At 64.5% G+C, this 13,338-nt stretch carries 14 protein-coding genes; 7 read left to right on the top strand and 7 right to left on the bottom strand.

What is annotated here, in order from left to right:
- Nucleotides 1–21 precede the first annotated feature (21 nt).
- Nucleotides 22–1,272, top strand: a complete 1,251-nt coding sequence (locus ACVIIW_RS30010; RefSeq protein WP_456704017.1) for an arsenic transporter — start codon at nucleotides 22–24, stop codon at nucleotides 1,270–1,272.
- A 9-nt stretch (nucleotides 1,273–1,281) separates the two neighbouring features.
- Here ACVIIW_RS30010 and ACVIIW_RS30015 read toward each other — a convergent pair whose 3' ends face one another.
- Nucleotides 1,282–2,646 (bottom strand): MFS transporter, encoded by a 1,365-nt coding sequence (locus ACVIIW_RS30015; RefSeq protein ID WP_456704018.1) that lies wholly within the window; start codon nucleotides 2,644–2,646, stop codon nucleotides 1,282–1,284.
- A gap of 25 nt (nucleotides 2,647–2,671) precedes the next feature.
- Nucleotides 2,672–3,439 (bottom strand): GntR family transcriptional regulator, encoded by a 768-nt coding sequence (locus tag ACVIIW_RS30020; RefSeq protein WP_456704019.1) that lies wholly within the window; start codon nucleotides 3,437–3,439, stop codon nucleotides 2,672–2,674.
- Nucleotides 3,440–3,615: 176 nt separating this feature from the next.
- Between ACVIIW_RS30020 and ACVIIW_RS30025 the strand changes: the two genes are divergently transcribed.
- The 3 genes from ACVIIW_RS30025 to ACVIIW_RS30035 are packed head-to-tail and all read left to right on the top strand — an operon-like array spanning nucleotide 3,616 to nucleotide 6,647.
- Nucleotides 3,616–4,815, top strand: a complete 1,200-nt coding sequence (locus ACVIIW_RS30025) for a mandelate racemase/muconate lactonizing enzyme family protein (RefSeq protein WP_456704020.1) — start codon at nucleotides 3,616–3,618, stop codon at nucleotides 4,813–4,815.
- A gap of 10 nt (nucleotides 4,816–4,825) precedes the next feature.
- A complete protein-coding gene (locus tag ACVIIW_RS30030) occupies nucleotides 4,826–5,593 on the top strand; it encodes an SDR family oxidoreductase (protein WP_456704021.1) in 768 nt (255 codons plus the stop codon).
- Nucleotides 5,594–5,615: 22 nt separating this feature from the next.
- Nucleotides 5,616–6,647 carry an L-idonate 5-dehydrogenase gene (locus tag ACVIIW_RS30035; RefSeq protein ID WP_456704022.1) on the top strand — a complete coding sequence of 344 codons (1,032 nt, stop codon included), beginning with the start codon at nucleotides 5,616–5,618 and terminating at the stop codon, nucleotides 6,645–6,647.
- Between the two features lie 148 nt (nucleotides 6,648–6,795).
- Here the strand turns inward: ACVIIW_RS30035 and ACVIIW_RS30040 are convergent, their stop codons facing one another.
- From ACVIIW_RS30040 to ACVIIW_RS30050, 3 genes are all read right to left on the bottom strand, one after another.
- Nucleotides 6,796–7,638: a hypothetical protein gene (locus tag ACVIIW_RS30040; protein WP_456705311.1), complete on the bottom strand. Its 843-nt coding sequence runs from the start codon at nucleotides 7,636–7,638 to the stop codon at nucleotides 6,796–6,798.
- Between the two features lie 201 nt (nucleotides 7,639–7,839).
- Nucleotides 7,840–8,331 (bottom strand): SRPBCC family protein, encoded by a 492-nt coding sequence (locus ACVIIW_RS30045; protein WP_456704023.1) that lies wholly within the window; start codon nucleotides 8,329–8,331, stop codon nucleotides 7,840–7,842.
- A 2-nt stretch (nucleotides 8,332–8,333) separates the two neighbouring features.
- Nucleotides 8,334–8,738 (bottom strand): ArsR/SmtB family transcription factor, encoded by a 405-nt coding sequence (locus ACVIIW_RS30050; RefSeq protein WP_456704024.1) that lies wholly within the window; start codon nucleotides 8,736–8,738, stop codon nucleotides 8,334–8,336.
- 167 nt (nucleotides 8,739–8,905) lie between these two features.
- Here ACVIIW_RS30050 and ACVIIW_RS30055 point away from each other — a divergent pair, with 167 nt between their 5' ends.
- Complete coding sequence (locus ACVIIW_RS30055) at nucleotides 8,906–10,090, top strand: serine hydrolase (RefSeq protein ID WP_456704025.1); 1,185 nt, start codon at nucleotides 8,906–8,908, stop codon at nucleotides 10,088–10,090.
- 10 nt (nucleotides 10,091–10,100) lie between these two features.
- Here ACVIIW_RS30055 and ACVIIW_RS30060 read toward each other — a convergent pair whose 3' ends face one another.
- On the bottom strand, nucleotides 10,101–10,805 hold the full coding sequence (locus ACVIIW_RS30060; protein ID WP_456704026.1) for an SDR family oxidoreductase: 705 nt from the start codon (nucleotides 10,803–10,805) through the stop codon (nucleotides 10,101–10,103).
- A gap of 122 nt (nucleotides 10,806–10,927) precedes the next feature.
- Between ACVIIW_RS30060 and ACVIIW_RS30065 the strand changes: the two genes are divergently transcribed.
- Entirely contained in the window at nucleotides 10,928–11,770 is an 843-nt protein-coding gene (locus ACVIIW_RS30065; RefSeq protein ID WP_456704027.1) for a GNAT family N-acetyltransferase, read from the top strand.
- A gap of 77 nt (nucleotides 11,771–11,847) precedes the next feature.
- A complete protein-coding gene (locus ACVIIW_RS30070; RefSeq protein WP_456704028.1) occupies nucleotides 11,848–12,234 on the top strand; it encodes a hypothetical protein in 387 nt (128 codons plus the stop codon).
- 25 nt (nucleotides 12,235–12,259) lie between these two features.
- Here the strand turns inward: ACVIIW_RS30070 and ACVIIW_RS30075 are convergent, their stop codons facing one another.
- Entirely contained in the window at nucleotides 12,260–12,709 is a 450-nt protein-coding gene (locus ACVIIW_RS30075; protein WP_456704029.1) for a hypothetical protein, read from the bottom strand.
- Between the last annotated feature and the right edge of the window lie 629 nt (nucleotides 12,710–13,338).

Genomic DNA, 13,338 nt, shown 5'->3' on the forward strand with positions numbered 1-13,338 from the left:
TCCATTGCACAAGGATTGAACGTGCCGTCTCACGCCATCTGGGCCTGGAGCATCATCGTCGCCGCGACCGCTTGCGTCATCATCCGCCCTTTCCGCCTGCCCGAGGCGATCTGGGCCGTGCTCGGCGCCGGCGCTCTGGTGCTGCTCGGCTTCCTGCCGTGGCAGGACGCGCTTCTCGGCATCGAGAAAGGCGTCGACGTCTACCTCTTCCTGATCGGCATGATGCTGATCGCCGAGCTCGCCCGGCTCGAAGGCCTGTTCGACTATCTTGCAGCGCTTGCGGTGGAATATGCCGCCGGCTCGCCGCGGCGGCTGTTCCTGTTGATCTACATCGTCGGCACGGTCGTCACCGTGCTGCTCTCGAACGACGCCACCGCCATCGTGCTGACGCCCGCAGTCTACGCCGCAACGCGCGCAGCCGGCGCCAAACCGCTGCCTTATCTGTTCGTCTGCGCCTTCATCGCCAATGCCGCGAGCTTCGTGCTGCCGATCTCAAACCCCGCCAACCTCGTCGTGTTCGGCGCGCGCATGCCGCAGCTGACGGAATGGCTGCGCCTCTTCGCCCTGCCCTCGATAGCCTCGATCGTGCTGACCTATGTCGTGCTGCGCCTCACCCAGCGTCGCGCGCTGAAGGAGGACAAGATCGCACCCAGCGTACCGCATCCAAAGCTCGGCCGCGGCGGCAAGCTCACGGCGGTCGGCATCGTCGCCATCGGCGTCGTGCTGGTCACGGCGTCGGCGCTCGACAAGCAGCTCGGATTGCCGACCTTCATCTGCGGCGTCGTGACCGCCGCGATCGTGCTGCTGATCAGCCGGCAATCGCCTCTCCCCGTGCTGAAGGGCGTCTCCTGGAGCGTGCTGCCGCTCGTCGGCGGGCTCTTCGTCATGGTGGAGACGCTGATCAAGACGGGCGTGATCGGCCAGCTCAGCGCGCTCTTGCATGAAGCCGTCGCGCAATCCGTGACACAGGCCGCCTGGAGCGTCGGCATCGCGACCGGGGTCGCGACCAACGTCGCCAACAATCTGCCGGTCGGCCTTGTCGCCGGGTCGGTCGCCGCGAGCGATCATCTGCCCGCGCCGGTTCTCAGCGCTATCCTGATCGGCGTCGATCTCGGGCCCAACCTGTCAGTCACGGGCTCGCTGGCCACCATCCTCTGGCTCGTCGCGCTGCGGCGGGAGAAGATCGAGGTCGGCGCCTGGCCCTTCCTCAAGCTCGGCCTGCTGGTGACGCCGCCGGCCCTGATCGCGGCACTGGCCGCCGCGATCAGGTAGTTCGTATCCTCAGTCGTTCTCGTAACCGTAGACCTCCGGCAGGATGAAGAGCGCGGCGAGCAATCCGATCAGCGGGAAGATCGCGACCATCAGCGTGGCATTCGCCTGCCCGACCGCAGCGAACACCGTCGGGAACAGGAAGATGGCCAGGAACGACGGCAGCTTCACGAACATGTAGGCGAAGCCGCTCGCCGTGCCGCGGTACTTCGGCTTGGCGACCATGGTCGGGATCGTCATGCAGTTCGACGCATCCCAATAATGGCCCCACAACATGGCAGCCGCCGCAAACGGCAGCAGGATCTTGTTGTCGGTGTAGAGCGCGAAAGCGGCGACCAGCAGCGAAGCCAGCACGATCGCAAAGCCGGCGATCGCGATGCCGCGGTGGCCGATCTTCGGCGTCAGCAGCGGGCCGACCCAGCCGGACAGAGCCGCGAAGCAGAACAGCGCCATGGTCACCAGGTTGATACCGAGCACGCTCGACACGCCGACCATCACGAACAGCACCGGCAAGTAGAACGCGAAGGTCGAGAACTCGCTGCCTTGCGCGAAGCAGGCGATCCAGCCGTAGATCGTCGCGCGCCAGCGGATCGGATCCTTCCTGAGGTCGGCGAGGAAGGCGCGGGTCGAGACCTTCGGCACCACCACATCCCTGTCCGGCAGCATGGCGAGATCGTCGTTGAACATCTCGCGCGCGACCTGCTTGGCTTCGCGATAACGTCCCTTCTGCACCAGCCACACCGCCGTCTCCGGCACGTCGTGGCGCAACAGCAGGATGATCAGCGCGGGCACCGCGCCGAGACCGAGCGTCACGCGCCACAGCATCTCGTGCTGGATATCCAGCAGCAGGAAGATCACGATGACGCCGATGGTCAGCACTTCGCCGACGGCGAACATGAACTGCCAGCGATTACCCATGACCTCGCGCTCACCCTTGGCCATGGATTCCATGATGTAGGTGTAGCCGGTCGAGATGTCGGAGCCGAGCGGAATGCCGAGAAAGAAGCGGACGACGACGAGCCAGAAGACGCTGGGCACGAAGGCCTGCGCCAGCGCCAGCACGATGAACATCACCATCGTGACCAGGAACATGACGCGGCGGCCGATCATGTCGGACAGCCAGCCGCCGAGCAGCGCACCGATCAGCGCGCCGCCTTGCGTGCCGGCTGCGGCGAGACCGAGCATCAGCGGATCGGGATTGTACTGCTCCTTGATGAAGATCAGGACGAAGGCGATCGAATAGAGATCCCAGGCCTCGACCAGGATCGAGGCCATCATCAGCCAGCCGACCTTGTTGCCCTTGGGACTGTAATTGGTAATGAGGTAGCGGACCGCGGCTTCGCTCGTGGTCGGTTGTGGCACGGCCATCGTTGACATGTTTGATCCTCTTTTCAAAACTCTTTCAGGCGCCGAGCAGAGGCTCGATGCTGCAATCGAGCAGGCGCGGGTCGATCCCCGTCTCCATGCCCGTGAACATCTGGCCCATGTAGTCGATCAAGGCATCGCTCGCCTTGACGGCCTCCTCGACACGGCGGTTCGCAATCGCATTGAGAATACCAAGGTGATGGTCGATCGTTCCTGAAAGATCGGCCTGTCCCGGCATGAAGCGGTGATGGATGTAGCCGATGCGGCGATACAGCGTGTGCAGCGGCCGCAGCGTATGCACCAGGAAGGGCTCACCCGCCGCGTCCAAGACCAGCGCGTCGATGCGCCGGTCGATGCTGTTGAATTCATCGAGGGTCAGCGTGGCGCGGCGCTCGCGCAGCACGCGCTCGATATGCAGCGCCTGATTGCGATGCGAGAGGCTGGCGCGATCGGCCGCAAGCCGGATCACGAAGCGCTCCATGTCGCGGCGCAAGGCCAACAGCATGCGCTCACGCGCGAGATCGATCGGGGCGATGTGCAGGCCGTGGCGCGGACGGATGATGATGAGCGTGTCGGCGGAGAGCCTGTTGACGGCGTGATGCACCGGCGTACGGCCGAAGCCGGTGATGTGCTGCAATTCCAGCATGGTCATGAACTGGCCGGGCTTGAGCTCGCAATGAACGAGGAGCTCCTCGATCTTCTGGTAGGCCAGCTCGAAGAAATTGAGACGGTTGCGCCGCGAGGGCCTGCCCTCGCGGTCGCCCTCCGATCTCACCACCTCGAGCGCGCGTTTGCGCCGTGCCATGTTTGCCTCCCGTCGGCCCGCGCGTTCGCTTGCAGGTCGGCGCCTTGTTTGTGGCACCCTTAAAACATGTTGTGATATATTACAAGCAGGCGTAAGACTTCGATCAATTCGCCGCATGCTGCAATGCGGAATGAAAATACCCGGCGAGAGGCGCCTGTTAGGGGAGGAGAGTTGCCGTGAAGATCACGTCGATCGAGACGCTGCGCACCGAGGAATTCTCCAACGTCATCTGGGTCCGCGTCCACACCGACGCGGGCGTGATCGGTCTCGGCGAAACCTTCTACGGCGCAGGTGCAGTCGAAGCGCAGATCCACGACACCTTTGCCGGCCGCCTGCTCGGCCGCGATCCCCTGCACATCGAAGCGATCCACCGCGACATGCTGAACCTGCCGATGGCGCAGTCGTCGACCGGCGTCGAATATCGCGCGGCATCCGCGATCGACATCGCGCTGTGGGATTTGTTCGGCAAGGTCTGCGATCAACCGGTGCATCAGATGCTCGGCGGGCTCTGCCGCGACAAGCAGCGCATCTACAACACCTGCGCCGGCACGCAATATGTCCGCTCCACGAATATCAGCCCGGTCGCAAACTGGAATCTCGGTGCGAACAAAGGTCCCTATGAGGACCTCGACGGCTTCATGAACCGCGCCGATGCGCTGGCCGAAAACCTGCTGGAGAGCGGCATTTCGGCAATGAAGATCTGGCCGTTCGATCCGGCGGCGCAGGAGAACAAGGGTCTCTACATCACCGCTGCGCAGATGAAGCAGGCGACCGAGCCGTTCGAGAAAATCCGCAAAGCCGTCGGCGACAAGATGGAGATCATGGTCGAGCTCCACTCGCTGTGGAATCTGCCGACCGCCAAACAGATCGCCCGCGCGCTCGAGCCCTACAAGCCGACCTGGTACGAAGACCCGATCCGCATGAACTCGCCGCAGGCGCTGGCCGAATACGCCCGCTCGACCGACGTCTGGGTCTGCGCCAGCGAGACGCTGGGCTCGCGCTTCCCCTACAAGGACATGCTCGACCGCGACGCCATGCATGTGGTGATGGCGGACCTGTGCTGGACCGGCGGCCTCACCGAAGGTCGCAAGATCGCAGCGATGGCCGAGACCTATCACCGTCCCTTTGCGCCGCATGATTGCATCGGCCCGATCGGCTTCATCGCCGCCATCCACATGTCGTTCAGCCAGCCCAACACGCTGATTCAGGAATCCGTGCGCGCTTTCTACAGGGGCTGGTACAATGAGCTCGTCACCACGATGCCCACCATCAAGGACGGCTATGTCTTCCCGATGGAAGGCCCCGGCCTCGGTGTCGACCTTCTGCCTGCCGTTTTCGACCGCTCCGATCTGACCGTGCGCCGCTCCAACGTCTGAGGATTCCAGGATGAGCACCGCCCTCTTCGACCTTTCCGGCCGCACCGCGCTCGTGACCGGCTCCTCGCGCGGGCTCGGGCGCGCCATTGCCGAGGGCATGGCCAAGGCCGGCGCCAAAATCATCGTCAACGGCGTCGATGCCGAGCGCGTGGAGCAGGCGGTGGCCGAATTTCGCGCCGCCGGCCATCCGGCCGAAGGCGCGGCGTTCAACGTCACCGACGAGCCCGCGATCGTCGCGGCCTTCAACGACTTCGACAACAAGGGCATTGCCGTCGACATCGTGGTCAACAATGCCGGCATCCAGCATCGCAAGCCGCTGGTCGAGTTCACAACGGACGAATGGCGCAAGGTGATCGAGACCAACCTCACCAGCGCCTTCGTGATCGGCCGCGAGGCGGCCAAGCGCATGATTGCGCGCAAGCACGGCAAGATCATCAACATCGGCTCGCTCGCCAGCGAGCTGGCGCGTCCCACCATCGCGCCCTACACCGCGGCCAAGGGCGGCATCAAGAACCTGACCCGCTCGATGGCGGTGGAATGGGCCCAGCACGGCATCCAGGCCAATGCGATCGGCCCCGGCTACATGCTGACTGACATGAACGAGGCGCTGGTCAACAACACCGATTTCAACACCTGGCTCATGGGCCGCATCCCCTCCAGGCGCTGGGGCAAGCCGGACGAGCTGGTGGGCGCGGCGATCTTCCTGGCTTCAAACGCTTCCACCTATGTCAACGGCCAGATCATCTACGTCGATGGCGGCATGATCGCCGCGATGTAATCGCGAAAAGAGGAACGAGACCATGCGCGCAGTCGTCATTCACGCCCCCAAGGATCTGCGGATCGACACCTATCCCGACACGGCCCCCGGCCCGGGTGAGGTCCGCGTCAAGATTGCCAATGGCGGGATCTGCGGCTCCGACCTGCACTACTACCATCACGGCGGCTTCGGCGTCGTCCGCATCCGGCAGCCGATGGCGCTGGGGCACGAGATCGCCGGTGTGGTCGCGGCGGTCGGCGACGGCGTGACCGCGGTCAAGGCCGGCACGCGCGTCGCGGTCAATCCGAGCAAGCCGTGTGGCCAGTGCCTGCACTGCCGGGAAGGCATGCGCAACCAGTGCCTCGACATGCGCTTCCTCGGCAGCGCGATGCGCTTCCCGCATGTGCAGGGCGGCTTTCGCGAGTTCATCACGATCGATGCCACGCAGGCCGTGCCGATCGCAGACAAGCTCTCGCTGGCGGAAGCCGCGGTCGCCGAGCCGCTCGCGGTGTGCCTGCATGCCGGCAAGCAGGCCGGCCCCCTGCTCGGCAAGCGCGTGCTGATCACCGGCTGCGGCCCGATCGGCGCTCTGATGATTCTGGTCGCGCGCTTCGGCGGCGCCTCTGAAATCGCCGTGACCGATGTGGCCGACGCGCCGCTCGCGGTCGCCAGGAAGCTCGGCGCCACGCACGCCATCAATGTCGCGACCGATGCCACCGCGCTCGATCCCTGGCGCGCCGGCAAGGGCGTGTTCGACACGCTGTTCGAGGCCTCCGGCAACCAGGCCGCGCTGCGCACCGCGCTCGACGTGCTCCGGCCCGGTGCGACGCTGGTGCAGCTTGGGCTCGGCGGCGAGATGACGCTGCCGATCAACGCGATCGTCGCCAAGGAATTGCAGCTTCGCGGCACCTTCCGCTTCGATCCCGAGTTCGAGCTGGCGGTGCGGCTGATGGGCGAAGGCCTGATCGACGTCAAGCCGCTGATCACGGCGACCATGCCGTTCGAGAACGCAGTCGCAGCCTTTGAACTGGCCAGCGATCGCTCGCAATCGATGAAGGTGCAGCTGACGTTCTGAGGTCGGCCGGCCTCACAGCGGGGCGAAAGCCGTCATGACCTCGCGGGAGACGAAGATCTCGACGCGCTCCCGGCTCCGACATCGAACTGGTCCGCCGGGCGCTGAGCCAGGGAATTTGACGCAGCTCGATCTCGCCGACGCGTGAGCGTCAGGCGAGATAGCGCGTGAGATAGCCTTCCATCGCATAGAGCGCGCAGAGCGCGAGGCTCGACCACACGGCGGCGCTGAAGTACAGGAACATCCAGGTCAGCTCGCCCTTCCAATGCGCGATGTCGTGGGTCACCACCCAGCGCGTCGAGACGTCATGCAGGCCCTCGAGCAAGCCGAGGAACCTGCCGCCCTCTTGATGCCCTGCCCGCCAGCGGCTGAGATACATCGGCACGTCGACGGTGACGAGGAAGGCGAGGAAGCAGGCGATGCCGACGATTCCCGCGATCAGCGCCCAGCGCACCGGCCCCTGGAATTCCGGCATCAGCCGGCACAGCGCGATGCCGGCGAGGAAGAAGGTCACCGCCCACAGGGAGTTCTCGATCGCGTTGAACAGGAAGTTGGTGGTCACCACCGCGTACCAGGAGAAACACTCCGCGATGATGATGACAGGCACGATCACGAGCGCGATGTTCACCGCGGTCTCCGCGCCCGCCATGCGGCCGAGCTGATGCAGGATGATCGCCCATTGCGCGGCGAAGCAGACCTCGGCCACGGTCGCGACGGTGCGGCCGATGAACACGCTCGACAACCAGGTGTCGAACAGGCAAATGCGCTGCACGTCGGCGCGCGGCAGCACCGAACGGAAGGCGCAGCCGAACACATAGCCCGCGCACAGCAGGAACATCAGCCCGATATCCGAACCGCCGCCGACACTGCCGGCCACGCTCGGATAGAACTCGCGGTACAGCATGAACCAGACGAGGATATTCGCCGCACTGACAAGCGTCAGGGACCCCCACCACCATGCGAGGGGATTTGACCGCGCCTGCCACTGCAACATGATGAGCTCCGCTGTCGTCGAGATGACATCCAACGGTAGCAATTCTGTCATATATCCATCGTTCCACGCGACAAAAATCTGCGTGACGCCACTGTCATAATTCGCCCGCGCGTTGTCATAATCGCGAACGCGACGACGTTTCGGCGTTTCCGAGAAGATGCCGGGGGCGCTGCGTCGCGGGCCCACCGGACTCACGCGTTCCTATCTCCTCAGCCCGCCGACATAGGCCGCGAGCTTGTCCAGCGTCTGGTAGCCATATTCGACGGCGCCAAAGCCGATCATGCCGTCGCGCTGCTCGGTGCTCGCCGCCAGCTGCCGCATCATCAGCACGGTCTTGCCGTTGGCCTGCTCGGCAAAGGTGATGGTGAAGCGGAACATGCCGGGGTCGTCGTCCTGGTCGCCGCCGTGGTCCATCTCCATGAAGGATGGCCGCTCGATCCGACGGAAGCGCATGCGGTTCGGATACACGGTGCCGTCGGGGCCGATCATGTTGAAGCGCCAGACGCCGCCGACCCGCACGTCGATCTCGAAGGTCTCGATCTTGAATCCCTTCGGTCCGAACCATTGCGGCAGGTGCTTGGGATCGGACCATGCCTCGAACACCAAGTCGCGCGGCGCGTCGATCACGCGCGACATCACGATCTCGCGGTCCATCGACCATTGCGACAGGGCGGCATTGGCAGCATTCGTCATTGTCAGGTACCTTTCCGTTTGCTTGGCTTGTTGTTGGTCTTCTCGGTCGTCTTCGACGGCCGCTTGGCAGCCGCCCTCTCCTTTCTGAGCTTCATCACATAGGCCTCGAACCGATCGAGCCTTGCCTCCCAGATCGCGCGCTGGTGCTGGAACCAGTCTTCCGCACTGAGGAGCGCGTCCGGGCTGAGGCGGCAGGTGCGCACGCGACCCTCCTTCTCCGACAACACGAGACCGCACGTCTCCAGCACGTGGATGTGCTTCATGAGGCTCGGAAGCGCCATGTCGAAGGGTCCGGCGAGCTCACCGACCGAGGCCTCGCCCGCACACAGCCGCATCACGATGGCCCGCCGCGTGGGGTCGGCAAGTGCTGCGAAAACCTGATCGAGCTGGGATGTTTGGTTAGCCATGCAGCTAACTATAGGACCATCGCGATCCGGCGTCAAGAATTGTTAGCCGACAGGCTAAGTTTTATGGGTTGCACCAAGTGGAACCGACAACGCGCAATCGTGAATTGGACGCCAAGCCCGCCCCGCTAAGATCGTCACCGGGGCCCAATCGCATCATCAGAGAGAACGTGACGTCCGTTGTCATCTCACCGCAAATCACCAGGCGATCCCTCGCCCGCGCCGCTCTTCTGCCCTTTGCGGCAACTTTCGCCGGGCCGCGTCGCGCCTCGGCGACTTCGGACATGATCGCGCAGATGCGCGATATCGTCGCCGCCGAGCTCGCGCCCACAGCGACCCCGGACCATCCGGGCGGCCTCGCCGCCGCGCTGTACGCCGGCGGACACGTCGAATTCTTCACCTACGGCTTTGCCGACGATGCCACCAAGCGGCCGGTGACGCCGGACACGCTGTTCAACCTCGCCTCCTTGCGAAAACCGTTCGAGGCGGCGCTGGCGGCATCAGGCATCCTCTGCGGCGAGCTGCGGCGCGACGATCCCCTGCCGAAATACCTGCCGGAGCTCACGGGCGACTACGTCCGACACATCACCGTCGGCGAGCTCGCCACGCATACGTCAGGACTGTTGCTGCCGACCGATCACCCGCCCTGGCCTGATGATTCCTACTCGCAGGCGCAATTCATCGAGATGCTCAACGCCTTCGTGCCGCCCCCGGGCATCACGCCCGGCAAGCAGCGCATCTACAGCCATGCCGGCTATGTGCTGCTTCAGCTGGTGCTCGAGCGCTGCTACCGCACGCCGATCGCGAAGCTGATCGAGAGCCGCGTCCTCACGCCGCTCGGCATGCACGCGACGTTCCTACCCGAGCGCGGAGCGGACAATCGCGCGATCATGGACGAGGCTGCGATGCGGCTGATAGCGCAGGGCTATTCCCACCAGGGCACCGCCATCGGCCCGATCGGCAACCAGCAGAGCTATTTCGATTTCCCCGGCACCGGCCAGATGTTCTCGTCCGCGCGGGACCTCTCCACCTTCGTCGCGGCGAGCGTCGACGGCCGCTCGATCGATCCACACTTGCGCGAGGCGCTGCGGTTGACACAGCGCGAAAGTTTCCGCGTCGACCAGACATTTGAGCAGGCTACGTTCGGGCAAGCCATGGCGTGGGAGACCGTACATCTGCCCGGTGTCACCGTCGTCGACAAGCCCGGCGGCCTCAACAATGCGTCGGGCTATATGGGCCTCGTACCCGCACACCGGATCGGCATCGTGCTGCTCGCCAATCGTGGCGATTATCCGCACGAGATCGCCCGCTACAAGATCCTGCCCGCGCTCGCCCGGCTGGTGGCAGCGCAGTGAATCACCCGCGTTACACCGAGCGCGTCAGTCCGCCGTCGACGCGGATGTTCTGCCCTGTGATGTAGGCCGCGGCGTCGGAAGCCAGGAACGAGATCGTCGCCGCGATCTCCTCCACCTTGCCGTAGCGTTTCAGCGGCACGCTGTCGCGGCGCGCGTCGGTCTGCGGCAGGCTGTCGATCCAGCCCGGCAGCACGTTGTTCATGCGGATGTTGTCGGCCGCATGGGTGTCGGTGAAGATCTTCGTGAAGGCAGCAAGGCCTGCACGGAACACGGCGGAGGTCGGAAACATCGAACTGGGTTCGAACGCCCAGGCGGACGAGATATTGATGATGGCGCCGCCCTTCTGCGCCTGCATCACCGGCAGCACCAGCCTGACCGGACGGATGACGTTAAGCAGATAGGTGTCGAGGCCGAGATGCCACTGCTCGTCGGTAATTTCGGTGATGGCGGCGCGCGGCCCATGACCGGCGCTGTTGACCAGCACGTCGATTCGCCCCCATTTTCCCAGCGCCCCGTCGACGAGGCGTTTCAGATCGTCATTGGACTTGTTCGAGCCGGTTACACCGAACCCGCCGAGTTCGGCCGCGAGCGCCTCGCCCTTGCCGGAGGACGACAGGATCGCGATGCGGAAGCCGTCGGCTGCGAGCCGCCGCGCGGCCCCAGCTCCCATGCCGCTGCCGCCTGCGGTGACGAGTGCGACTTTCTCTGCTGCCATGACCTGATATCCCTGTGATAGCGTTGAGGCGAGCCCAAGGTTCAGTCGCTATGGCTCAGCCAATCATCAGACCTTCTACAGCCGGACTTGTCCAAAGGTCCATTGCCGCGAGGCCACGCGACATGAGCGATTTGCAGATCCGCAATTTGCGGCCCGACGAGATCTCCGTCGCGATCGACTGGGCTGCGGCCGAGGGCTGGAATCCCGGCTTTGCCGATGCGGCCTGTTTCGCAATCCCTGATGCGCGAGGTTTCTTCGTCGGCGAGATCGACGGCGCGCCGGTCGCAACCGTCTCCTGCGTCACCTACGACGACAGCTTCGCCTTCCTCGGTTTCTACATCGTGCGGCCAGGCTTTCGCGGCAGGGGCCACGGCCTTCGAATCTGGAATGCCGCGATTGCGCACGCGGGCTCACGCGTGATGGGTCTGGACGGGGTCGTGGCACAGCAGGACAATTACAGGAAGTCCGGCTTCCAGCTGGCTTACGCCAATATCCGCTACAGCGGCACCGTTGCCGCGCCGGCGAAGCCGCCCGCCGGGATTGTTGCGCTCGACACGATCCCATTCGGGCTTGTGCAAGCCGTCGACGCCACCGTCTTCCCTGCCCCGCGCCCGGCCTTCCTGCGCGCCTGGATCAACTCACCTGGACACGTTGGCCGCGCACTCATGCGGGACGGCAAGCTTACCGCGTGGGGCGTGATCCGGCCCTGCCGGACCGGCCGCAAGATCGGCCCGCTGGTAGCCGATGACCGCGCCGCTGCGGAGGCTGTGTTGCAGGCTTTGCTGGCGAGCCCCGGAAGCAACGAGATTGTGCTCGACACACCCGCTGTGAACCGCGATGCTATAGCGCTTGCGGAATCGCTCAAGCTGAAGCCGACATTCGAAACGGCACGAATGTACACTGGACCGATCGCGTCACTGCGGCTCGACCGCGTGTTCGGAGTAACCAGTTTTGAACTAGGGTAGTACCCATTTTGAGTTAGTCCGTTCCGGCTTGAAATTTGTAATCTGCTTCACGTCCCCGCGGCGACGTGCCGTGTATCGTGTTGCATCCGCCGATTTTGTCGGACGGCTCGATCATCATTTTATCGTCGATATTTTATGCGGGAGCATTCATGCCCGAATCCAGAACCAAGGCTCGTTTTTCTCAGCCCACGGCCGATGACACACAGCGCCTCGGGATCGCGGCCGCGTTGGTGCTTGCCGTCGTGACCGCCCTCGGGCTTCATACGCTCGTCTCAGCGCCTGCGATGCGGGAGGCCGCCAGGGCGGAGCTCGCACGTGTCATTGCCGATGAGGATCGGGATGTCTGCGGGCAATTCGGGCTGCGGTCGGAGACGAGCGCATTTGCGGCTTGCAGCCGCGAGCTCGCGAATGTCAGGCGAAAGCAGTCCGACCGCGACCAGGCGGCAGCGGCAGGCATTCCGTAGCGAGCCGTGAAAAACCGTGCGTTGCCTAGTAGCAGCGCGTGATGTTGACGGTGTGCTCGGCACCACCACGGCCGGGTACCGTCACCTGCTCCGTCGGACAACTCGATACATAGGGCCGGTCGGAGGGCACGACGTTCGGCGGGAAACGATGCGCCCAGTCCCAGGGAACGTCGTAGGTGTAGGTGTAGCGAACGTCGTTGGCGACGGGCCCGGCACCGGCGAACGGTTCGCTGTACGCCGCACCGTCGTTGAAGAAGCCGCCGCCGCCCGGCCAGTAGACCCAGGGATTGTTGAAGTTGCGGCCGCGGAACCGCGCGCCCGGCCCGATCGGCGGATGCGCCATCGCGCCGGACCGCACTGCGGCGAACCCGTGGGGGGCGACACCGCCCGGTCGTGCAAAACTGTCGCCGGCGCCAAGGAGCAGCGCGGCTGTGCTGAACGAGGCGAGCAAGGCCCCGTGTGATCTCGACATCATGATACGCACCACACTCGTTTGGCTTCGCGCTCCCCATTGCACGCTAGGCCGGTCCGTCATCCGCCCGCAAACCTATAATTAATTATTGGTTAAGGCACGGGATTAACGGGGAACCGGGTGCGGCGGAACGCCAGGGATATTCGGCGACCATGGCTCAAGATCCGGTGTTGCCTGTCGGGCAAAACACGCCAGCCGTGGGGCAATCCGCGCATCCGAAAATATTCCACTTTACCGAAATTCGGAAACGGCGTATGTGTCGCGGCAACCCGGCCCATGGAAGAGGGGCGTATCGCGATCGTCACGACGCGGGCCGGACGGCGGTGGGCGTGGGCCGCATCGGCGCGAAGGGTTCTGCAGGGCGGGCAACCGTGAGCAAAGCGTCGCGCAAACGACCGGTGTGATCCGCGTACGGCAAAATCGTGTGGTCCTGGCGCCCGGAGTCTGTGCGTCAAGGCTCGTGGTGACGCGTGTGGCCCAACCGGGCCCTCGTGTCAGTCATCTGCGAGCCGACGGGGGCAATAGTGCATCGCTCCCCGGGGAGATCACGACATAAGCCGTCAAACCACTGCGCAGGGAAGGCCGGATGTTTGGGCTTCACCTGTATGCCGCTGTGCAGCCTCTTGTAGCGC

The organism is Bradyrhizobium sp. USDA 4449 (genome assembly GCF_054056275.1).

What these genes read in the sequence shown, in the direction of transcription:
- ACVIIW_RS30015 (WP_456704018.1), bottom strand. Translation starts at nt 2,646, where the DNA reads ATGTCAACGATGGCCGTGCCACAACCGACCACGAGCGAAGCCGCGGTC.
- ACVIIW_RS30020 (WP_456704019.1), bottom strand. Translation starts at nt 3,439, where the DNA reads ATGGCACGGCGCAAACGCGCGCTCGAGGTGGTGAGATCGGAGGGCGAC.
- ACVIIW_RS30030 (WP_456704021.1), top strand. Translation starts at nt 4,826, where the DNA reads ATGAGCACCGCCCTCTTCGACCTTTCCGGCCGCACCGCGCTCGTGACC.
- ACVIIW_RS30035 (WP_456704022.1), top strand. Translation starts at nt 5,616, where the DNA reads ATGCGCGCAGTCGTCATTCACGCCCCCAAGGATCTGCGGATCGACACC.
- ACVIIW_RS30040 (WP_456705311.1), bottom strand. Translation starts at nt 7,638, where the DNA reads ATGTTGCAGTGGCAGGCGCGGTCAAATCCCCTCGCATGGTGGTGGGGG.
- ACVIIW_RS30045 (WP_456704023.1), bottom strand. Translation starts at nt 8,331, where the DNA reads ATGACGAATGCTGCCAATGCCGCCCTGTCGCAATGGTCGATGGACCGC.
- ACVIIW_RS30050 (WP_456704024.1), bottom strand. Translation starts at nt 8,738, where the DNA reads ATGGCTAACCAAACATCCCAGCTCGATCAGGTTTTCGCAGCACTTGCC.
- ACVIIW_RS30060 (WP_456704026.1), bottom strand. Translation starts at nt 10,805, where the DNA reads ATGGCAGCAGAGAAAGTCGCACTCGTCACCGCAGGCGGCAGCGGCATG.
- ACVIIW_RS30065 (WP_456704027.1), top strand. Translation starts at nt 10,928, where the DNA reads ATGAGCGATTTGCAGATCCGCAATTTGCGGCCCGACGAGATCTCCGTC.
- ACVIIW_RS30075 (WP_456704029.1), bottom strand. Translation starts at nt 12,709, where the DNA reads ATGATGTCGAGATCACACGGGGCCTTGCTCGCCTCGTTCAGCACAGCC.